Annotated in this window: 24 protein-coding genes; 7 read left to right on the top strand and 17 right to left on the bottom strand. The window is 66.8% G+C overall.

What is annotated here, in order from left to right:
- Positions 1-159: 159 nt before the first annotated feature.
- Both L1087_RS10570 and L1087_RS10565 read right to left on the bottom strand, forming a co-directional pair.
- Positions 160-906: a S8 family serine peptidase gene (locus L1087_RS10570; protein WP_234558854.1), complete on the bottom strand. Its 747-nt coding sequence runs from the start codon at positions 904-906 to the stop codon at positions 160-162.
- Positions 903-1,373 (bottom strand): S8/S53 family peptidase, encoded by a 471-nt coding sequence (locus L1087_RS10565; protein ID WP_234558853.1) that lies wholly within the window; start codon positions 1,371-1,373, stop codon positions 903-905. The genes L1087_RS10570 and L1087_RS10565 overlap by 4 nt, the downstream gene beginning before the upstream one ends.
- 72 nt (positions 1,374-1,445) lie before the next feature.
- Here L1087_RS10565 and pyrF point away from each other — a divergent pair, with 72 nt between their 5' ends.
- The 5 genes from pyrF (at position 1,446) to L1087_RS10540 (ending at position 5,348) form a co-directional block, all read left to right on the top strand.
- Positions 1,446-2,219, top strand: coding sequence for an orotidine-5'-phosphate decarboxylase (gene pyrF, locus L1087_RS10560; RefSeq protein ID WP_234558852.1), 774 nt, complete (start codon positions 1,446-1,448; stop codon positions 2,217-2,219).
- A 5-nt stretch (positions 2,220-2,224) separates the two neighbouring features.
- A complete protein-coding gene (gene pyrE / locus L1087_RS10555; protein ID WP_234558851.1) occupies positions 2,225-2,776 on the top strand; it encodes an orotate phosphoribosyltransferase in 552 nt (183 codons plus the stop codon).
- 4 nt (positions 2,777-2,780) lie between these two features.
- A complete protein-coding gene (locus L1087_RS10550) occupies positions 2,781-3,785 on the top strand; it encodes a hypothetical protein (protein WP_135260350.1) in 1,005 nt (334 codons plus the stop codon).
- Entirely contained in the window at positions 3,782-4,750 is a 969-nt protein-coding gene (locus tag L1087_RS10545; RefSeq protein WP_234558850.1) for an NAD(P)H-dependent glycerol-3-phosphate dehydrogenase, read from the top strand. Before L1087_RS10550 ends, L1087_RS10545 begins: the two co-directional genes overlap by 4 nt.
- Positions 4,751-4,817: 67 nt before the next feature.
- Positions 4,818-5,348, top strand: a complete 531-nt coding sequence (locus L1087_RS10540) for a Uma2 family endonuclease (RefSeq protein WP_234558849.1) — start codon at positions 4,818-4,820, stop codon at positions 5,346-5,348.
- Here the strand turns inward: L1087_RS10540 and L1087_RS10535 are convergent.
- From L1087_RS10535 to L1087_RS10505, 7 genes are all read right to left on the bottom strand, one after another.
- Complete coding sequence (locus L1087_RS10535; RefSeq protein ID WP_234558847.1) at positions 5,345-6,058, bottom strand: alpha/beta fold hydrolase; 714 nt, start codon at positions 6,056-6,058, stop codon at positions 5,345-5,347. The two genes, L1087_RS10540 and L1087_RS10535, sit on opposite strands and share 4 nt — an antisense overlap.
- Positions 6,055-6,258: a hypothetical protein gene (locus L1087_RS10530; protein WP_135260354.1), complete on the bottom strand. Its 204-nt coding sequence runs from the start codon at positions 6,256-6,258 to the stop codon at positions 6,055-6,057. The genes L1087_RS10535 and L1087_RS10530 overlap by 4 nt, the downstream gene beginning before the upstream one ends.
- Positions 6,255-6,671 carry a Fe-S cluster assembly sulfur transfer protein SufU gene (gene sufU, locus L1087_RS10525; protein ID WP_038040346.1) on the bottom strand — a complete coding sequence of 139 codons (417 nt, stop codon included), beginning with the start codon at positions 6,669-6,671 and terminating at the stop codon, positions 6,255-6,257. The genes L1087_RS10530 and sufU overlap by 4 nt, the downstream gene beginning before the upstream one ends.
- 11 nt (positions 6,672-6,682) lie before the next feature.
- Positions 6,683-7,897 carry an aminotransferase class V-fold PLP-dependent enzyme gene (locus L1087_RS10520; protein WP_135260355.1) on the bottom strand — a complete coding sequence of 405 codons (1,215 nt, stop codon included), beginning with the start codon at positions 7,895-7,897 and terminating at the stop codon, positions 6,683-6,685.
- Positions 7,898-7,919: 22 nt separating this feature from the next.
- Positions 7,920-8,309, bottom strand: a complete 390-nt coding sequence (locus L1087_RS10515) for a DUF302 domain-containing protein (protein WP_234558845.1) — start codon at positions 8,307-8,309, stop codon at positions 7,920-7,922.
- Positions 8,310-8,450: 141 nt separating this feature from the next.
- Positions 8,451-9,104: a peptidase M4 gene (locus L1087_RS10510; protein WP_234558844.1), complete on the bottom strand. Its 654-nt coding sequence runs from the start codon at positions 9,102-9,104 to the stop codon at positions 8,451-8,453.
- Entirely contained in the window at positions 9,101-9,340 is a 240-nt protein-coding gene (locus L1087_RS10505) for an SHOCT domain-containing protein (protein WP_135257568.1), read from the bottom strand. The genes L1087_RS10510 and L1087_RS10505 overlap by 4 nt, the downstream gene beginning before the upstream one ends.
- Positions 9,341-9,439: 99 nt before the next feature.
- Here L1087_RS10505 and L1087_RS10500 point away from each other — a divergent pair, with 99 nt between their 5' ends.
- Complete coding sequence (locus tag L1087_RS10500) at positions 9,440-10,264, top strand: urease accessory protein UreH domain-containing protein (RefSeq protein WP_234558843.1); 825 nt, start codon at positions 9,440-9,442, stop codon at positions 10,262-10,264.
- Between the two features lies 1 nt (position 10,265).
- The gene (locus tag L1087_RS10495) at positions 10,266-10,901 is read left to right on the top strand and encodes a class I SAM-dependent methyltransferase (RefSeq protein ID WP_234558842.1); all 636 of its coding nucleotides are present in this window, start codon (positions 10,266-10,268) and stop codon (positions 10,899-10,901) included.
- A 48-nt stretch (positions 10,902-10,949) separates the two neighbouring features.
- On the opposite strand, the gene L1087_RS10490 is transcribed toward L1087_RS10495, so the two are convergent.
- From L1087_RS10490 to L1087_RS10455, 8 genes are all read right to left on the bottom strand, one after another.
- Positions 10,950-11,246 carry a hypothetical protein gene (locus L1087_RS10490; protein ID WP_234558841.1) on the bottom strand — a complete coding sequence of 99 codons (297 nt, stop codon included), beginning with the start codon at positions 11,244-11,246 and terminating at the stop codon, positions 10,950-10,952.
- 164 nt (positions 11,247-11,410) lie between these two features.
- Positions 11,411-11,650, bottom strand: a complete 240-nt coding sequence (locus L1087_RS10485; protein ID WP_234554710.1) for a hypothetical protein — start codon at positions 11,648-11,650, stop codon at positions 11,411-11,413.
- A gap of 6 nt (positions 11,651-11,656) precedes the next feature.
- The gene (locus tag L1087_RS10480; protein WP_234554711.1) at positions 11,657-12,172 is read right to left on the bottom strand and encodes a CueP family metal-binding protein; all 516 of its coding nucleotides are present in this window, start codon (positions 12,170-12,172) and stop codon (positions 11,657-11,659) included.
- A 10-nt stretch (positions 12,173-12,182) separates the two neighbouring features.
- The gene (locus L1087_RS10475) at positions 12,183-13,322 is read right to left on the bottom strand and encodes a sensor histidine kinase (RefSeq protein WP_234558840.1); all 1,140 of its coding nucleotides are present in this window, start codon (positions 13,320-13,322) and stop codon (positions 12,183-12,185) included.
- The gene (locus L1087_RS10470; protein WP_234554713.1) at positions 13,288-13,983 is read right to left on the bottom strand and encodes a response regulator transcription factor; all 696 of its coding nucleotides are present in this window, start codon (positions 13,981-13,983) and stop codon (positions 13,288-13,290) included. The genes L1087_RS10475 and L1087_RS10470 overlap by 35 nt, the downstream gene beginning before the upstream one ends.
- Positions 13,980-14,192 (bottom strand): SHOCT domain-containing protein, encoded by a 213-nt coding sequence (locus tag L1087_RS10465; RefSeq protein WP_234554714.1) that lies wholly within the window; start codon positions 14,190-14,192, stop codon positions 13,980-13,982. The genes L1087_RS10470 and L1087_RS10465 overlap by 4 nt, the downstream gene beginning before the upstream one ends.
- A gap of 36 nt (positions 14,193-14,228) precedes the next feature.
- Positions 14,229-16,604, bottom strand: a complete 2,376-nt coding sequence (locus tag L1087_RS10460; RefSeq protein WP_234558839.1) for a heavy metal translocating P-type ATPase — start codon at positions 16,602-16,604, stop codon at positions 14,229-14,231.
- Positions 16,583-17,089, bottom strand: a complete 507-nt coding sequence (locus L1087_RS10455) for a DUF305 domain-containing protein (protein ID WP_038040327.1) — start codon at positions 17,087-17,089, stop codon at positions 16,583-16,585. Before L1087_RS10455 ends, L1087_RS10460 begins: the two co-directional genes overlap by 22 nt.
- Between the last annotated feature and the right edge of the window lie 7 nt (positions 17,090-17,096).

Below are 17,096 nucleotides of genomic sequence, written 5' to 3'. Positions count from 1 at the left end.
GTGCGGCTGGATCACCTCCTTTCTAAGGAGTACCCAAGCCCGTTCCTGCGCTTTCAAGACCCCGCGGTCCAGGCCGGTGCAACCCCCTATCGGGGTTTTCTTTTTTCCCAAGGGAAAAGCCAGCCCCCCGCCTTAGGGCAGGGGGTTTTCGTGGAGGGGCTAGAATCCTCTAACGTTCAGGAAGGGCTCGGGGTGCGGATTCCCCGAGGTGTTTTTCCAGGTGGCGGTGCTTTCGGCGTTTTGCAGAAGGGCCTGCTTTACCTGGGCTGGGGTGTAGCTCGGGTAGCGGGAAAGCACCAAGGCGGCGGCTCCGGCCACATGGGGGCTGGCCATGGAGGTGCCGCTGATGGTGTTGTAGCTGGTGGTGGAGGAGTTCCAGGTGGAAAGGATGGCAACACCAGGGGCGGCGAGGTCCACATCGGGGCCGTAGTTGGACCAGGAGGGCCAGTCGTCCTGGCTGTTGGTGGCGCTCACGGTGATGACCTCGTCGTAGGCGGCGGGAACGTAGTTGGCGGCGTCGGCCCCGTCGTTGCCTGCGGCCACCACCACAGTGATGTTGTGGTCGCAGACCGCCTTCTGGATAGCGTTGTGGAAGGCATCGGTGGAGCGGTTGGCGGGGCAGTACTGGCCGTCCTGGTCGTCCCGACCCCGGCCCCCCAGGCTCATGTTGATCACCTTGGGCTTCCCCCCGTTGTTGTGGGCGATGACCCAGTTGAGGCCTTGGACGATGCCGCTGATGGAGCCCGAGCCCGAGCCGGAGAGGACCTTCACCGCCCAAAGCTCGGCGGCGGGGGCTACGCCCAAGACGCCCACGCTGTTGTTCACCGCGGCCACCGTGCCCGCCACATGGGTGCCGTGGCCGTTGTCGTCGTCGTAGGCCGTGCGGCACTTACCCCGGCACTTCACCACCGCATACCCCCCATCAGGTTGGTGAGGTCCTCATGCCCCACCTTGATGCCGGTGTCCACCACGTACACGGACACGCCCGCGCCCTTGGCGGTGGTGGTGGGGGCGCCGATGCGATCCACGCCCCAGGGGATGGTTTGGGCGTAGGCCTTCACCTCCTGGTCCAGGGTCAGGGCGTAGACCCTGGGGTCCTGGGCCAGGCGCTGGGCCTGGGCGGGGGTGAGGTTGCGGAGGATGACGGCCCCCAGGGCCTCGAGGCGGTCTTCGGCGGGGATGGAAAGGCCGTGGGCCCTTTCCAAAGCGGCAAGGCGTTCGGAGAAACGGGCGGGAAGCGTGGGCGAGGCCGTGGGCTCCAGGATGGCGATGTAGGTCTGGCCCCCTTCCCTAAGGGCCTGGGGTTGCACCGTGGCCTGCTGCTGGCAGGCGGCCAGAACCAGAAGGCTTAAAGCCAGGATGAGCTTCTTCATACTCCCTCCTTGCGGTACGCTGGCAACTCTATGCCCCGAGGCCTGGGGTTGTCAAGGCCTATAGTGGAAGGCATGGACTTTCTCCTGGCCCTTTCCCGCCCCCCTTTGGTCCTCGGGGTGGATCCCAGGCCCGAGCTTCACGGGCGTGAGCCCGTTGCCCACTTGAAGCGGTACACGGTGGAGCTTCTCGAGGCCTTGGCTTCCAGGCTGGCTGCGGTCAAGTTCCAGCTGGCCTTCTTTGAGGCCCTGGGCCCGGAAGGGCTCGGGCTTCTTTTTGAGCTGGCCAGCGCCGCACGGGTCATGGGCCTGCCCGTGATCTTTGACGGGAAGCGGGGGGATATCGGTTCCACCGCCGAGGCTTACGCCCGAGCCTACCTCCTGCGCTTTCCCGGAAGCGCCCTCACCGTGAACCCCTACCTGGGCCTGGATACCCTTACGCCCTTCTTCCAGGCGGCCAGGCAAAGCCAGGGGGCGGTTTTCGTCCTGGTCAAGACCTCAAACCCAGGATCGGGGTTTTTGCAGGATCTTCTGGTGGAGGGAAGGCCCCTTTACCTCCACCTGGCGGAGGCCCTGGCCCGGGAGGGGGAGGGATACCGGGAAGGGGAGTGGAGCCGCGTGGGCATGGTGGTGGGGGCCACCTACCCGGAGGTGGTCTTGACGGTGCGGGAACAGGCTCCCCACGCTCCCTTCCTCCTCCCCGGCATAGGGGCCCAAGGGGGAAGGCCCTTGAAGGGCCCCGGTCTTTTGAACACCGCAAGCCGCGCCCTTTTCTATCCGGGGGGCAGGCCGGATCTGGAGGGAGCCTTACAGGCGGCAGAGGATTTCCATAGGGCTTTGGTAGAGTAGGGGGGATGGATGTCCTGGAGCTCTACCGCAGGACGGGGGCCCTCCTGGAAGGGCACTTCCTCCTGCGCTCGGGGTTGCACTCGCCGGTCTTCCTGCAATCCGCTGCCCTTCTGCAGCATCCCCTCTATGCGGAGGCGGTGGGGGAGGCCCTGGGCAAGCGTTTTGAGGACGAAGGGGTGGACTTCGTCATCGGTCCGGCCCTGGGGGGGGTGGTGCTCTCCTTCGTGGTGGCCAAGGCCTTGGGGGCCCGGGCCCTCTTCGCCGAGAAGGACGGGCAAGGGGGCATGACCCTGCGCCGGGGCCTCACCGTGAATCCGGGGGAGCGCTTTTTGGCGGTGGAGGATGTGGTGACCACGGGGGAAAGCGTCAGGAAGGCCATCCGGGCGGCAGAGGCCCGCGGGGGCGTGCTGGTGGGCGTGGGGGCCATCGTGGACCGGAGCGGGGGGGAGGCGGCTTTTGGCGTCCCCTTCCGGGCCCTGGTCCGGCTGGAGGTGCCCCAGTACCTTCCCGAAGCCTGCCCCCTCTGCCGGGATGGTGTGCCCTTGGAGGAGGTTTGAGGCCATGCGCCTTCTGGCCTTTCTTCTTGTTCTTTTCCCATGGGCCATGGCCTCTTCCTCGGTGGAGTTGGCCCGCCAGGCGGCGGAGGTTTGGCTTGCGGGAAAGCTTTCGCCGCGCCTCGAGGAGGTCCTAAGGGCCTCCCCTGAGGAGGCCCCCAGGCTTTTGGAGCGCTACGCCCTTTTCCCGCCACCCCCTAAGGGCCTCTCCCTCAACCTGGATAGCCCCAGGGTGGAGGGGAACCGGGTCCTCTTCCCTGCCGCAGTGGGGGAGCAGGTGGGGGAGGTGGTGGTGGTCCTGGAGGGGCGGGAGGTGAAGCGGGTCTACTTCCGCCCGGAGGGGCTTGCCCTTCCCGGGTACCTCCTTAACCCGGCTTCGGGGTGGGGGTTTTTGCTCCTTTCCCTCTTCTTTGGCTTTCTCCTCCTCCAGCCCTCCCCCTTTCGCGCCTGGCTTTTGGAGGCTTTCTCCCTCCTCCGCGCCTATCGGGGGCTTTACCTTTTCACCAACCTCCTCCTCTATGGCCTCTTCGCCTTGGGGGCCTTCCTGGCCTACGGGATGCCGGAGATGGCCCGGGCGCTCCAGGCCCTCTTTGGAGGGGCCCTCGAGGCCATCGGGCTTGAAGAGGCAGTGGGGAAGGGGATCCTGGTCCTCGCCGGGGTCATCTTCCAGTGGAACTTCACCCAGGGCCTCTTCCTCACCGGGCTTCTGCCCGCCCTGTTCTTTGGGGTGCCTGCGCTTCTCCTGAACGCCCTCCGCTACTTCGTCTTCGGCTTCGCCCTCTCCCCGGCCCTCCTGGGGCAGGCCTTCCTCGCCCACCTTCCCACCCTCCTCCTGGAGCTCCAGGCCTACATCCTGGTGACCTTTGGCGGCCTCGTGCTCCTGGCCAAGACCGCGGGGGGGGAGGGGTACCGCAAGGGGCTTAGGGGCCTCCTCCTCGCCTTCTACTTGGGGGCGCTCTTCCTGCTCCTGGCCGCCTGGTACGAGGCCTGGGAGGTGAGCTTCCTCCTATGAAGGTGGCCATCCTGGGGGCGGGGGCCTGGGGGACGGCCTTGGGGGTGCTCCTGGCGAGCCGGGGCGTGCCCACTGCCCTCCTCGCCCGGCGCAAGGAGCAGGCGGAGGCCCTTAGGGCCATGCGGGAGAACCGGGACTACCTGCCGGGGGTGGCCTTGCCCGCCTACCTCTACCCCACCGCCGACCCCGAGGAGGCCCTCATGGGAGCGGAGCTGGCCGTGGTGGCCCTGCCCTCCAAGGCCTTGGAGGAGACCCTGAAGGTTCTCCCCTTGGCCCCCTGGTACCTCTCGGCCACCAAGGGCCTTTTCTTCCGGGAGGGAGGGCTTTGGACGGCGAGCCAGGTCATCGCCGCCCTCACGGGCCGCCCCGTGGCCGCCCTTTCCGGGCCCAACCACGCGGAGGAGGTGGCCCGCTTTCTCCCCACCGCCAGCGTGGTGGCGGGGCCCTTGGAGCTGGCCAAAAGGGTGCAGGAGCTCTTTTCCGGCCCCACCTTCCGGGTGTACACCAGCTCCGACCTCCGGGGCGTGGAGCTGGGCGGGGCCCTCAAGAACGTCCTGGCCCTGGCGGCGGGGATGGTGGACGGGCTCCGCCTGGGGGATAACGCCAAGGCAGCCCTCCTCACCCGGGGTCTGAGGGAGATGGTGCGCTTCGGTACCGCCCTGGGGGGGGAGGAGGCCACCTTCTACGGGCTTTCCGGCCTGGGCGACCTCCTGGCCACCGCCTACAGCCTCCACTCCCGCAACCGGGGGGCGGGGGAGAGGCTGGTGCGGGGGGAGGCCCTGGAGCGCCTCGAGGACCGGGGGGTGGTGGAGGGGCTCTACGCGGTCAAGGCCCTCATGGCCTGGAAGGAGAAGGCCGGGGTGGAGCTCCCCATCGCCGAGGCGGTCTACCGGGTGGCCTACGAAGGGCTGGACCCCCTGAAGGCCCTCTCTGCCCTCATGGCCCGGGAGCCCAAGCCGGAGTGAGGGCCCTCGGGGGATGGGGTTTTTCCAGGGCTTGCTCGCAGGCCGAACCCTCGGCCATCATGGGGGTATGCTGGCCCGGAAGCTCCCCCTAAGCCTGGAGGCCTACCTGGAGGAGGAGGCCCGTTCCCCGGTGAAGCGGGAGTACCTGCGGGGCCGCCTCTACGCCATGGCCGGGGCCAGCACCCTGCACAACCGGGTGGCCCTCAACATCGCCGCCCGCCTCCTGGAGGCGGCCAGGGCCAAGGGGTGCCGGGTGTACATGAGCGACATGAAGCTTAGGATCCGGGATGAGGCGGTCTACTACCCGGACGTGATGGTGGTCTGCGCCCCAGGGCCGCCCCACCCCTACTATGAGGAAGCTCCGTGCTTGGTGGTGGAGGTCCTTTCCCCCGCCACCGAAGCCCAGGACCGCCGGGAGAAGCGGGCCCTTTACGAAACCCTGTCTAGCCTAGAGGTGTACCTCCTGGTGGACCTCGAGGCCCGCCGCTTCACCCTCTACCGCAGGACCCCCGAGGGCTTTGCGGAGGAGGAAGGGGAAGAGGCCTTAATCCCCTGTCTGGACCTCGTGTTGCGGGCCGAGGAGGCCTTCCGCCTTTAGAGCACCTCGGCCAAAAAGCCGAGAAGGGCCGTGCGGAAGGCCTTGGGGTTTTCCAGGTTGGCCAGGTGCCCGGCCTCAGGGAGGATGAGCAACCGGGCGTCGGGCAGGGCCCTGGCCATGCGCTTGGCCTCCTCGGGCGGGGTGAGGGTATCCTCCTCCCCCACCAGGACCAGGGCCGGACGGCGCATCCCGGGGAGGAGGGCGGTGGAGTCGGGGCGTTCCGCCAGGGCCAGGAGGCTACCGGCCACCGCCTCGGGGGTGGCCTCGAGGATGAGGGCCTTGGCCCTTGCCACCACCTCGGGCTTCTCCTCCTGTGTGGTCTTGCCCAGGTGGCTTGGGAGAAGGGCCTCGGGGAGGAAACCCACCCCTTCCTGCAGCACCCGCTCCCTAAGGGCCAAGCGGTTTTTTTTGCCCTCCTCCGTGTCCGCTCCTGCGCGGGTGTCCGCCAGGACGAGGCCCAAAAAGCGCTCGGGGGCCTTCCGCCAGAGCTCAAAGATGAGGTAGCCCCCCATGGAAAGCCCCACGAAGACCGCCTCCTCCATCCCCGCCGCGTCCATCTCCTCCAAGACCTTCTCCGCCGCCTCGGGCAGGGAGAGGCCCAGGTAGTGGGGGGCGAGGACCGGAAGCCTCCCCCGGAAGTAGGCCACCTCCTTTTCCCACATGCGGGGGTTGTAGGGAAAGGCGTGCAGGAAGACCAGGCCGCGGGTCATCCCTCCTCCACGGGCTCGCCCTCCACGCCCAAGGCCTTGAGCCGGGCGATGAGGCTTGGGTCTTTCACCACCACGTAGTTTTTCCCATCCTGGGTTTCCGCCCGCAAGAGCTCCGCCTGGGCGGCTTCCTTCCAGACCTCCATCAGGTCCGGGTACTGCACCAGAAGGGGCGTGACCTTGTGGGCGGGGTAGCGCTTCACTTTAGGGCCTCCTCGAGGGCGTGCCAGGCCAGGGTGGCGCACTTCACCCGCGCCGGGAGCTTGGCCACCCCTTGGAGGGCCAGGAGGTCCCCCAGGGCGGGGTCCGGGGGGGCGCCCTCCACCACCATGGCCTGGAACCTCCGGGAAAGCTCCAGGGCCTCCGCCACCTTCTTCCCCTTCACCAGCTCGGTCATCATGGAGGCGCTGGCGGTGCTGATGGCGCACCCCTGGCCTTGGAAGCGGATGTCGGCGATGGTATCCCCTTCCAGCCGCACCATCACCTCCACCTGGTCCCCGCAGGAGGGGTTCATGCCTCCCGCCACCTTGGTGGCCTGGGGCAGGACCCCGAAGTTCTTGGGGCTTTGGTAGTGCTTAAGGATGATCTCCCGGTAGAGCTCGTCAAGGACGCTCATGGATTCCCTCATTATAGCCAGGCCCGGTACCGGGTATGGATGCGGAGGAGGGCTTCCACCAAGCGGTCCACCTCCTCGAAGGTGTTGTAGAGGTAGAAGCTCGCCCGGGCCGTGGCGGCCAGGCCCAGTTTCCGGTGCAGGGGCTGGGCGCAGTGGTGCCCGGCCCGCACCGCAATCCCCTCCTCGTCCAAGAAGGTGGCCAGGTCGTGGGCGTGAAGCCGCCCTAAGGTGAAGGGGATGACCCCGCCCCGGTCCGGCCCCATAGGCCCGTAGACCTTCAGGTCCGGCACCTCCGCAAGGCGCTTCAGGGCGTAGTCCAAAAGGGCCCGGTCGTGGGCGAACACCCGCTCCATGCCGATCTCCATCAGGTACTGGGCCGCTTCCCCCAGGGCGATGGCCTCGGCGATGGGTGGGGTGCCGGCTTCAAAGCGCTGGGGCGGGGGGGCGTAGGTGGAGCGGTCCACGTGGACCTCGCGGATCATCTCCCCGCCCCCCAGGAAGGGCATCATCCCCTCCAGCACCTCGTACCGTCCAAAGAGCACCCCGGCCCCTGTGGGCCCCAGCATCTTGTGCCCTGAGAGGGCAAAGAAGTCGGCCCCCAGGGCCTTCACGTCCACGGGGAGGTGGGGGGCGCTTTGGGCCCCATCCACCACCACCAGGGCCCCCACTTCCTTGGCCTTTTTGGCGATCTCCGCCACGGGGTTGATGGTGCCGAGCACATTGGACATGTGCACCAGGGAGACCACCTTCACCCTTTCCGTGAGGAGGGCGTCCAGGGCGCTTAGGTCCAGCCGCCCCTCCTCCGTGAGGGGGATGGCCTTGACCTTTGCCCCCGTAAGCCCCGCCACCAGGTGCCAGGGCACAAGCCCCGCATGGTGCTCCATCTCCGTGACCAGGATCTCGTCCCCTTCCTTCAGGTTCCTCAGCCCCCAGGCGTAGGCCACCAGGTTCATGGCCTCGGTGGTGTTGCGCACGAAGATGATCTCCCGCTCTTCGGCATTGAGGAAGCGGGCCAGGCGGCGCCGGGCCTCCTCGTAGGCCTCGGTGGCGGCCACGGAGAGGCGGTAGGCCCCGCGGTGGACGTTGGCGTTGAGCTCCTTGTAGTAGCGGTCTAGGGCCTCCAGGACCCGCTTGGGCTTCTGGCTGGTGGCGGCGGAGTCCAGGTAGACCAGCTCAGGGTGCTCGGCGATGAGGGGGAACTCCTCCCGGATGTGGCTTAGGTCCATGCCCTCAGTGTATCCCCAGGGGTTAGAGCCGGGCCAGGGCCCGCGCCAGGCGCTCCCTGGCTTCTTGGGGCAGGGTTCCCAGCTTGGCCCGCACCCCTTCCGGAAGGAGGGCAAAGGCAGCCTCGGGGTCTTGGATCAGGATTTCCACCTCCTCGCCTTCTTGCCGCAAGACCACGTTGCAGGGGAGGAGGAGGCCGATATCGGGTTCGGCCTCGAGGGCCTTGGCGGCGAGGCTCGGGTTGCAGGCTCCCAGGATCAGGTAAGGGGGCCTTTCCAGGCCCAACCGGGCCTTCAGGGTGGCGGAAACGTCGATCTCCGTGAGGATGCCGAACCCCTCTTCCTTCAAGGCGGCTTCCAGGCGGGCCCGGGCCTCGGCCAGGCTGGTCTTCAGGGTTTTCCTTAAGTCCGTCATGGTACCCTCCCTACCCAAAGTGTAGCCGAGCCTGAGAGAAAGGCATTTCGTGAAAGCGGCAGTGAACGGTTTAGAGGGGGTATAGGAAGGATTCCGAGCCCCTACCTGGGGTAGCTGCCCCAGGTAGGGGCCTTACTGGGGTCACTCCCCTAAGAAGAAGCCGTGCCAGGTGTGGAGCCAGACCTCCCCCGTGTAGGCGTTGACCGAGAGCATACCCTCCACCTCCTTGCGGCCGAAGTCAAAGGTATAGTAGCCGGGGAAGGTGCTCCCCTCCAGCACCCGGGCCCCCGGGAGGTAGCCGGCAAGGAACTCCTCGGCCAGCTTCCGGGCCGCCTCCAGATTGTAGCGCGGCGGGGCCGGGGTGAAATAGGTCATCATACCGAAACGGGCGTTCCACATCATGTTGGGGCCGGGCTCTAGGGAAACCACCCCACTGTAGCGGTCGGCGATGAGTTCAAAGAGCCCCTGCCCCTTCTCGTCCACCACTTGGGCGTAGTAGTTTTGGCTGAAGGCCATGAAGTCCTGAAGGCGTGCCCCCGGGTAGATGCGCTTGGCGTAGGCTTCCATCCGCGCCTTGACCTCTTTCTGGGGAATGGGCTGGGCTTCCGGGGGATAGACCGCCATCATGCCCATCATCCCGTGGCCGCCCATCATGCCGTAGCCCATCATCCCCGGACCGTACTGCGGGCCGTAACCCATCATCCCCGGACCAAAACCCCCCATCATGCCCTGGGTGAGGGCAAGGCCTAAAAGCATAAGGGCCAGAACTCCTAAAGTTAAACCGTAGCGTTTCATGCTCCACCTCCCTTTTCCAGTTCCTTGCGTAACCTTTTGTAGGTTTCCTCGTCCAGCTCGCCCCTGGCGTACCGGAGGCGCAGGGCTTCCAGAGCCGCATCCTTTCTCGGCTCCCCGCTTCCCCGTTCCCAGGCCCGAAGGCCCAGGTACAGGAGAAGCCCCAAGAGAGCCAGCACCAGGAGCATGTTGAGAAGCCCGAAGAACCACCCGAAACCCATGCTGCCCCAACCCATCATGCCCACGATCCACCTCCACCTGTACCCTAGGCCGGTATTGTTAAGCTGGCATAAAGGGGTTTTACCGGCGCTTAACGTTTGGCCCTTAAGCTGGTGGGCATGCGAAGAGGGCTGCTGGCGCTTGGTCTTGTTGTCCTAGGCCTGGTAGGATTGGCCCTGGGAAGCGGGCTGCTGGAGGAGGTTTCCCGAAGCCTTTACCGAACGGCCAACACCCTGTACGCTCTCTTGGCTCCCTGGGTGGATGGCCTGAGGCGGGAGGTGGGGGTTCCTTGGCTTTCCGCTTTTCTCCTGGGGGTCCTAGCAGCCTTCGTCCCCTGCCAGATCACCACCGGGGCCAGCGCCCTGACCTACTTGGTTTCAGCCGCCCTCGAGGGAAGGGTCTGGCTCAGGTTTCTGGCCTTTCTTCTGGGGAAGGCCTTCACCTACCTGGTGCTCGCCGGGGTGGTTCTCTTCGTTTTGGGCGGGACCCTGGACAACCCCGGGGCCATCTTCCGCCCGGTGCGGCTGGCCCTGGGGCCCTTTATGGTCCTGGTGGGCCTGGGCCTTTTGGGAGTGATGCGCTGGCCCCTGGCTTGGACGGGACCAGAGCGCTGGGTGGCCCGGGTGGGGGCGTGGGGTGGGCTTCTTGGGCCCCTGGCCCTGGGAGGGGTTTACGGCCTGGCCTTCTGCCCCACCCTCTTCTGGCTCTTCTTCGGGCTTCTCCTTCCCTTGGCCCTGGCCTCGCCCTTTGGGTTTCTCTTTCCCCTTCTTTTCGCTTTGGGGACGGGCTTTCCCCTGGGTTTGCTTCTCCTCCTCTTCGCCCGCATGGGCCGGGGCCAGGCCCTTAAGGGAATGCGGCGTGTGGGAAGCCGCCTTCTAAGGGGCGCAGGAGCCGTCTTTGTGGCTTTGGGGATTTTGGACACGGTTCTTTACTGGAACCTCTAGCATGGGAGTCATGGGGACTAAGAGGGGCTTAAGGGCTCGGTTGTTCGCTGCCCTCCTTCCCGCCCTTTCCCGTGGGCACCTGGGCTTGAGCGAACCCTGGCGGAAGAAACTCCTGGGAGGCCTGGCGGGGAAGGTTTTGGAGATCGGCCCGGGGACGGGGGTTAACCTGGCCTATCTGCCGGACGGCGTTTACTGGATTGGCCTCGAGCCCAACCCCTACCTTCACCCCCACCTGGAGCGGGCCCTAAGGCTTAGGGGGCTTTCCGGGGAGGTCCTTTGGGGCCAGGCGGAGGCCCTTCCCCTGCCCGAGGAAAGCGTGGAGGCGGTGGTGGCCACCTTGGTCCTCTGCTCGGTAGAGGATCCCAGGCGGGCCTTGGCGGAGGTCCGGAGGGTGCTGAAGCCCGGGGGGCGTTTTGTCTTCCTGGAGCACGTGGCAGCCCCCCGGGGCTCTTCCCTGCGCCGGGCCCAGGACCTCCTCTGCCCCTTATGGGGGTTTTTGGGGGACGGCTGCCACCCCAACCGGGAAACCCTGGCCCTCATCCAGGAAGCTGGGTTTGCCCGGGTGGAGGCGGAGGCCTTCGCCCTGCCCCTTCCCCTGGTGGCCCCCCATGTGGCCGGGGTGGCCTGGAAGGGATAGCCCTCAGCGCCCCCAGCGCCCCTGCCAGAAGATGCCCCTTTCGTCCACTCAGGCCAGCAAACCCTCCACCTGGGGATGGGCCGCCAGGGCCAACACCCCTCCCTGCCAGATCCTGCGCCACCCCGCTTCCGTCCGCCGCCAGAGGCTGAGCTTTCCTCCCAGGTACAGGGTGTCCGAAGGAGAGAGGGCCAGGGGTCCCGGGGCGGGGTCAGGGGAGGGAATGGGGCGGAAGCTTTCGCCCCCATCCTTGCTCCCATAAGGGAAGCCCAGAGGCGGCCCTTTTGGTCCTCCAGGAAGAAGGCCATCCTCGCTTTGGGCAGGCCTCGGGCGGGGAGCTTTGCCCAAGTCTGCCCGCCGTCCCGGTTGCGGAAGTGGGCGTAGGTGGCCTCTAGAGTGTAGTGGACCTCAGGCTTCCTGGGATCGATGGCATAGGCGTGGAGGTCCAGGGCGGGAAGGCCCTTAGGTCTTAGGTCGCGGAAGCGCTTGAGATCACGGCTTTCCGCAAGGATTCAGTGCCCGGACGCGATAAGGCGTTCGCCTCCCCAGGCCAGGTTCATGGCGTCCCAGTCCCGCCGCACCAGGTCCTGGGGAGTGGCGTTGTACCAGGCAACGATGCCGTCGTGATGGCCCAGGAGCAAGGCTCCCGAGGAGTGCCACAAAAGGGCGTGAACATCCCGGGTGGGCACCGGACCCAAGGGAGTTTGGGCCAGGGCCATGCCGAGGAAGAGGGCGAAGGTTAAGAGGCGCATGGCGTTCTACCGTGAGGCCAGGCGGAGGCTGGTAAGGCAGGTGGGGCTTTGGCTGAAGGTGGCCACGGAGCCGGTGGCTGCCAGGTTCCCCCAGCGGATCTCTAGGGTGTAGCGGCGGTTTCGGGGAAGCCAGAGCTCAAAGAACCCGTCCTTCCCCGTTTTGACCTGGGTCTTGAGCACCTCCTTTTCCCCCTCCAGCACCCGGACCTCAAAGACTTCCTCCTGGAGTTCCCCGGTGCAGCTGGAGAAGTAGTGGACCTGGCAGGGGTGGGTGCGGCTGACGTAAGGGGCCACCGCCAGAAGGAAGCGGTCCTTAAGGGCCACCTGGGCCTTGCGGCCGTCCGGGAACTCGAAAAAAAAGGCCTCGGGGGTCACGTAGCTCACCACCCTTTGCCCTTCCTGCCGCCACCGCTTGGCCAGGGCTAGAGCCTCTTCGGGCTTCAGGCCTTTGAGGGCCTCGGGGGAGGGAGTCTGGGCCAGGCCTAAAGCCACGCCTAGGGCAAGCGCCAGAAGCTTCTTCATGGCTCCCACCCTAAGCCTTTCCCGTTAAGCCTGTGTAAAGGGGCAGGGTGAAGCGGAAAACGCTTCCCCGGCCCAGCTGGCTTTCCACCCAGATCCTCCCCCCCATGGCTTCTACCAGGCTCTTGGCGATGGTGAGGCCCACTCCGGTTCCCCCGTCTTGACGGCTGCGGGAGGGGTCGATGCGGTAGAAGCGCTCAAAGATGCGGGGAAGGTGATCCTCGGGGATGCCGGGCCCTGTGTCCTCCACGCTGAAGACCACTGCCTGGCCTGTCCTTTCCGCCCCAAGCCTCACCCTTCCCCCCTCTGGAGTGTGGCGAAGGGCGTTGGAAAGCAGGTTGGCGAGCACCTGGAGGGTCCGTTCCGCATCGGCCCAGACCCGGGGGAGAAAGGAGGGGGCCGCCACTTCCAGGGCCACTCCCTTGGCCTGGAAGGCGGGGCGGAAGCGTTCCGCCGCCTGTTCCAGGAGGCCTTTGGGCTCCAGGGGCTCGGGGTGAAGTTCCACCGCCCCCGACTCCACCTGGGAAACCAGGGAGAGGTCCCGGACCAGCCGGCTCATGGCCCGCACTTCCTGCTGGATCCTTTCCGCTGCTTTTTCGGGCTCCATGACCCCGTCCGCCAGGGCCTCGGCGTAGGCTTGCAGGGCAGATAGGGGGGTCCTGAGCTCGTGGGCCACGGTGCCGATGAGCTCCACCCGGCTTTGTTCCACCCGTTCCAGGGCCTCGGCCAGGCGGTTGAAGTGGAGGGCCAGCTCCCCCAGCTCGTCCTTCTCCAGGACGGGAAGGCGCACCCGGTACTCCCCCTGGGCCATGCGGCGGCTTCCCTCGGCCAGAAGCCTGGCGGTGCGGGAGAAGCGCAGGCTGGCGAAGGAGGCGGAGAGGGCAGCCCCGGCCACGGAGAGGGGAAGGGCAGCGAGGAGGGCGGTGGTGAGGGTGGAGCGGAGGCCTTCCTCGAGGTCCCGCCTTAAGGCCTCGCCCATCATGAGCCCGCCCATCATGGATAGGGCGTGGTACATGCGCTCCACATGCCCCCGGTAGAAGGAGGGGGCCAGGGCCTCCGCCAGGAGGAAGAAGAGGAACAGGGCCAGGAGGGCCACCAGAAGGTGGCTGAGGAAGAGCTTAGCGAAGATCAGCGAAGCTATCTTGGGGCGCATCGGTTTCCCGGAAGCGGTACCCCACTCCCCGTACCGTTTCGATGAAGCGGGGGTTTTCCGGATCGTCCATGAGCTTCTTTCTCAAAGCGGCGATGTGCACGTCCACCACCCGGTCTATGCCCGGGAAGTCCGGTCCCCACACCTTTTCCAAGAGCCTTTCCCGGGTGAAGACCATGCCCGGGTGCTGGGCCAGGGTGAGGAGGAGGTCGAACTCCAGCTGGGAAAGGGGAAGGGGCTTGCCCTTCAGGTAGGCCTGCCGCTCCTTGGGAAAAAGGCGCAAGGGGCCATAGCTGAGCTCCTCCTTGAGGCCGGCTCGCCTTAGGAGGGCCTTGACCCGGGCCACCACCTCCTTGGGGCTGAAGGGCTTGACCACGTAGTCATCGGCTCCTAGCTCCAGCCCCTTCACCCTTTCCTCCTCCTCCCCCCTGGCGGTCAACATGAGGATGGGAAGCTCGGGCCTTTCCCGGCGCACCTCCTCCAGGACCTTGAAGCCGTCCAGCTTGGGCAGCATGAGGTCCAGGACGACGAGATCGGCCCGGGGAAAAAGCTCCAGGGCCTTTTCCCCATCCTGTGCCTCCAGCACCTCAAACCCAGCCCCCCTCAGGTAGGCCCCCAGGACCTCGAGGAGGGCTGGGTCGTCGTCCACCAGGAGAACCCTCATGCGAGCTCGCGCTTCATGCGCTCAAAGGTTTCCTTGTCGATCTCCCCCCGGGCGTACCGCTCCTTGAGGATCTCCAGGGCCCTGTCCCGACGTTCCGGCACCAGGCTCCGGACCAGCCAGTAGACGAAGAGGCCCAGGAGGACGAACCAGAGAAGCCCGAAAAAGGGCCCCCACCAACCCATGTACCCCCAGTTGCCGCACCACCACATACCCATCACCTCCCGTTTCACCTTAGCCGGAGCCGGTTAAGCTCCAGTTAAGCTCTTCGGTTGGAATCCCCTCAGCCTCAAGGAGTTGGTGAGCACGAAGAGGCTGGAAAGGCTCATGGCCCCGGCGGCCAGCATGGGGTTGAGGAGCAGCCCGGTGAAGGGGTAAAGCGCCCCAGCCGCCACGGGGATGAGGAGGACGTTGTAGAAGAAGGCCCAGAAGAAGTTGAGGTAGATGGTGCGCAAGGCGCGGCGGGAGAGGAGGATGGCGTTCACCAGGCCGAAGAGGTTTGGGGAAAGGAGGATCACGTCCCCGGCCTCGATGGCGATGTCCGTGCCCGTGCCCACCGCCACCCCTGCGTCCGCCTGGGCCAAGGCGGCGGCGTCGTTGAGGCCGTCCCCCACGAAGATTACCTTCCGCCCCTCCGCTTGGAGGCGCCTTATGGCCTCCACCTTCCCCTCAGGGCGCACCCCGGCCAGCACCTCCCCTATGCCCAAGGCCTCGGCCACCCGCCTGGCCGGGATGGGGTGGTCCCCGGTGAGGAGGACGGGCTTGAGGCCCAGACGCTTCAGGGCCGCCACCACCTCCCCCGCCTCGGGCTTGGGGGGGTCAAAGACCCCAAAGGCGGCCAAAAGCCTCTCCCCATCCGCCAGGTAAAGGGGAGTGTAGCCCTTCTGGGAAAGCGCCTGGGCCTCCCGGGGAAGGGGTACCCCGAGCCGCTCCATGAGGGCCGGACCCCCCAGGTAAAGCCTCCGGCCCTCCACCACCCCCTCGAGGCCCTCCCCGGGCAGGGCCCGCACCCCTTCGGCCTCGGGTAGGGGGAGGTGCTGAGCCGCTTCCAAAACCGCCTTGGCGAGGGGGTGCTCGCTTTCCCTTTCCAAGGCGGCGGCGAGCCGCAGGGCCTCCTTGGGGTCCAGGGCAAACCCAAGGGTTTCCGTGAGGGTGGGCTTCCCCTGGGTCAGGGTCCCGGTTTTGTCCAGGACCACGGTATCCGCCCGGGCGAGGCTTTCCAGGGCCTGGCCCTTGCGGAAGAGGAGGCCCATCTGCGCCGCCCGCCCCGTGGCCACGGCGATGGCCGCCGGGGTGGCCAGGCCCATGGCGCAGGGGCAGGCGATGAGGAGCACGGAAAGAAGGGCCACGAAGGCGTAGGAGAGGCCAGGCCCCAAAAGGAGCCAGAGGCCGAAGGTGAAAAGGCCGATGAGGAGCACAATGGGCACGAAGATGCCTGCGATGCGGTCCGCCACCTCCTGCACCCGGGGCTTGTAGGCCTGGGCCTCCTCCACCAGGCGGGCCATCTGGGCCAGGACCGTGGCCTCGCCCACCCGGCTTACCCGGATGAGGAGGGGACCTTCCCCGTTCACCGTGCCCCCCACCACCTCATCCCCCGGCCCCTTGGCCTTGGGGAGGGGCTCCCCGGTGAGCATGGCCTCGTCCACGTGGCTGAAGCCCTCCACCACCACCCCATCGGCGGGGATGCGCTCGCCAGGGAGGACCCGCACCAGATCCCCAGGGATAAGGGCCTCAGCGGGGATCTCCCTTTCCTCCCCCTCCTGGACCACCCGGGCGGTCTTGGGCCGTAAGGAAAGGAGCTTGCGGATGGCCTCTGAGGCCTTCCCCTTGGCCTTTTCCTCCAGGTGCTTGCCCAAAAGGATCAGGGCCAGGATCACCGCCCCCGCCTCGAGGTAGAGATGGCGGGCCTCCTCGGGGAAAAGGGTGGGAAAGAGCAGGACCAAAAAGGAGTAGAGGTAGGCGCTTCCTGCCCCCAGGGCCACCAGGGTGCTCATGCCCAGAGAACGGTGCCGGATCTCCGCCAGGGCCTGGCGGAAGAAGCGCCGGCCCGCGTAGAGGACGGGGAGGGCGGTGAGGACCTGGAGGAGTGGGGGAACGTGGGGAAGGGGAAGGAGCATGGGCCCCATGGCGAGGAGAAGGGTGAGGAAGGCAAAGGGCAGGGCGATGAGGAGATCCAAGGGGTAAGCGGGGGCCTTCCTCTCCTCTTGGGCTACCTCCAGGGGCTCGTACCCCGCCTCCCGGATGGCCTGGTGCAGGCGGGGGAGGGTCACGGTGTCCGGGAGGTACTCCAAGGAGACCTTCTCCGTGGCCAGGTTCACGTGGGCGGCAAGCACCCCGGGTAGCCCCTTCAGGGCCCTTTCCACCCGGGCCGCGCAGGCGGCGCAGGTCATGCCCCGGATGGGGATCTCCGCCCGGGCCACCACGGGCTCGTAGCCCGCCTCCTCCACCTGCTTCAGTACCTCTTTGAGGTCCACGCCTTCCTGGAGGCGCAAAAAGGCTTCCTCGGTGGCGAGGTTGACCCGGGCCTCCTCCACCCCAGGGGCGCGCTGGAGCGCCCTTTCCACCCGCGCCACGCACGAGGCGCAGGTCATGCCCCTGACTTTTACCTTTGCCTCAAGAGCCATAGCCTAAAGGCGTGCATCTCCTTGGCCTGGGCCAGGATGATATCCCGGGCCAGGTCCAAGACCCGCCGATCCTTGGCGGTGGGGAGCACGGCGAGGGCCATCTCCACCGCGCCCTTGTGGTGCAGGAGCATGAGCTCCACGAAGGCCCGGTCAGGGTCCTTGGCCCTCTTGAGCTCTTGGAGCATGGCCGCCATCTCCTTCCCCATGGCGGCGTAGGCGGCTTGGTCCAGCCCGCCCAGGCTGGGGAGCCAGCTCCGCATGAGGGCGATTTCCCGCTCCTGTTCCTTGAGGATGGCCTCGGCCCAGGCCCGCACCTCCCGGTCCTTAGCCTTTTCCAGGGCGTAGCGGGCCATCTCCAGGGCCCCCTCGTGGTGGGCGATCATGCCCGAGAGGAAAGCCCTTTCTCCGGCATCCCCCACCGGGGTATGGACGTGCTGGGCCAAGGCGGGCAGGAAAAGGGCTACCAGCAGGGTAAAAAGGCGCATGGATTAC

Source organism: Thermus tengchongensis (genome assembly GCF_021462405.1).
GTDB classification, from domain to species: Bacteria; Deinococcota; Deinococci; order Deinococcales; family Thermaceae; genus Thermus; species Thermus tengchongensis.
Note: the sequence above shows the minus strand (reverse complement) of the source record. Positions and strands in the feature narration are given on the sequence as shown.

What these genes read in the sequence shown, in the direction of transcription:
- L1087_RS10470 (WP_234554713.1), bottom strand. Translation starts at nt 13,983, where the DNA reads ATGAGGGTTCTCCTGGTGGACGACGACCCAGCCCTCCTCGAGGTCCTG.
- L1087_RS10485 (WP_234554710.1), bottom strand. Translation starts at nt 11,650, where the DNA reads ATGCGCCTCTTAACCTTCGCCCTCTTCCTCGGCATGGCCCTGGCCCAA.
- L1087_RS10550 (WP_135260350.1), top strand. Translation starts at nt 2,781, where the DNA reads ATGCGCCTTCTGGCCTTTCTTCTTGTTCTTTTCCCATGGGCCATGGCC.
- pyrF (WP_234558852.1), top strand. Translation starts at nt 1,446, where the DNA reads ATGGACTTTCTCCTGGCCCTTTCCCGCCCCCCTTTGGTCCTCGGGGTG.
- L1087_RS10535 (WP_234558847.1), bottom strand. Translation starts at nt 6,058, where the DNA reads ATGACCCGCGGCCTGGTCTTCCTGCACGCCTTTCCCTACAACCCCCGC.
- L1087_RS10465 (WP_234554714.1), bottom strand. Translation starts at nt 14,192, where the DNA reads ATGTGGTGGTGCGGCAACTGGGGGTACATGGGTTGGTGGGGGCCCTTT.
- L1087_RS10455 (WP_038040327.1), bottom strand. Translation starts at nt 17,089, where the DNA reads ATGCGCCTTTTTACCCTGCTGGTAGCCCTTTTCCTGCCCGCCTTGGCC.
- L1087_RS10565 (WP_234558853.1), bottom strand. Translation starts at nt 1,373, where the DNA reads ATGAAGAAGCTCATCCTGGCTTTAAGCCTTCTGGTTCTGGCCGCCTGC.
- L1087_RS10475 (WP_234558840.1), bottom strand. Translation starts at nt 13,322, where the DNA reads ATGCGCCCCAAGATAGCTTCGCTGATCTTCGCTAAGCTCTTCCTCAGC.
- L1087_RS10515 (WP_234558845.1), bottom strand. Translation starts at nt 8,309, where the DNA reads ATGACGGACTTAAGGAAAACCCTGAAGACCAGCCTGGCCGAGGCCCGG.
- L1087_RS10460 (WP_234558839.1), bottom strand. Translation starts at nt 16,604, where the DNA reads ATGGCTCTTGAGGCAAAGGTAAAAGTCAGGGGCATGACCTGCGCCTCG.
- pyrE (WP_234558851.1), top strand. Translation starts at nt 2,225, where the DNA reads ATGGATGTCCTGGAGCTCTACCGCAGGACGGGGGCCCTCCTGGAAGGG.
- L1087_RS10480 (WP_234554711.1), bottom strand. Translation starts at nt 12,172, where the DNA reads ATGAAGAAGCTTCTGGCGCTTGCCCTAGGCGTGGCTTTAGGCCTGGCC.
- sufU (WP_038040346.1), bottom strand. Translation starts at nt 6,671, where the DNA reads ATGAGCGTCCTTGACGAGCTCTACCGGGAGATCATCCTTAAGCACTAC.
- L1087_RS10495 (WP_234558842.1), top strand. Translation starts at nt 10,266, where the DNA reads ATGGGAGTCATGGGGACTAAGAGGGGCTTAAGGGCTCGGTTGTTCGCT.
- L1087_RS10520 (WP_135260355.1), bottom strand. Translation starts at nt 7,897, where the DNA reads ATGGACCTAAGCCACATCCGGGAGGAGTTCCCCCTCATCGCCGAGCAC.
- L1087_RS10510 (WP_234558844.1), bottom strand. Translation starts at nt 9,104, where the DNA reads ATGAAACGCTACGGTTTAACTTTAGGAGTTCTGGCCCTTATGCTTTTA.
- L1087_RS10540 (WP_234558849.1), top strand. Translation starts at nt 4,818, where the DNA reads ATGCTGGCCCGGAAGCTCCCCCTAAGCCTGGAGGCCTACCTGGAGGAG.
- L1087_RS10545 (WP_234558850.1), top strand. Translation starts at nt 3,782, where the DNA reads ATGAAGGTGGCCATCCTGGGGGCGGGGGCCTGGGGGACGGCCTTGGGG.
- L1087_RS10500 (WP_234558843.1), top strand. Translation starts at nt 9,440, where the DNA reads ATGCGAAGAGGGCTGCTGGCGCTTGGTCTTGTTGTCCTAGGCCTGGTA.
- L1087_RS10505 (WP_135257568.1), bottom strand. Translation starts at nt 9,340, where the DNA reads ATGATGGGTTGGGGCAGCATGGGTTTCGGGTGGTTCTTCGGGCTTCTC.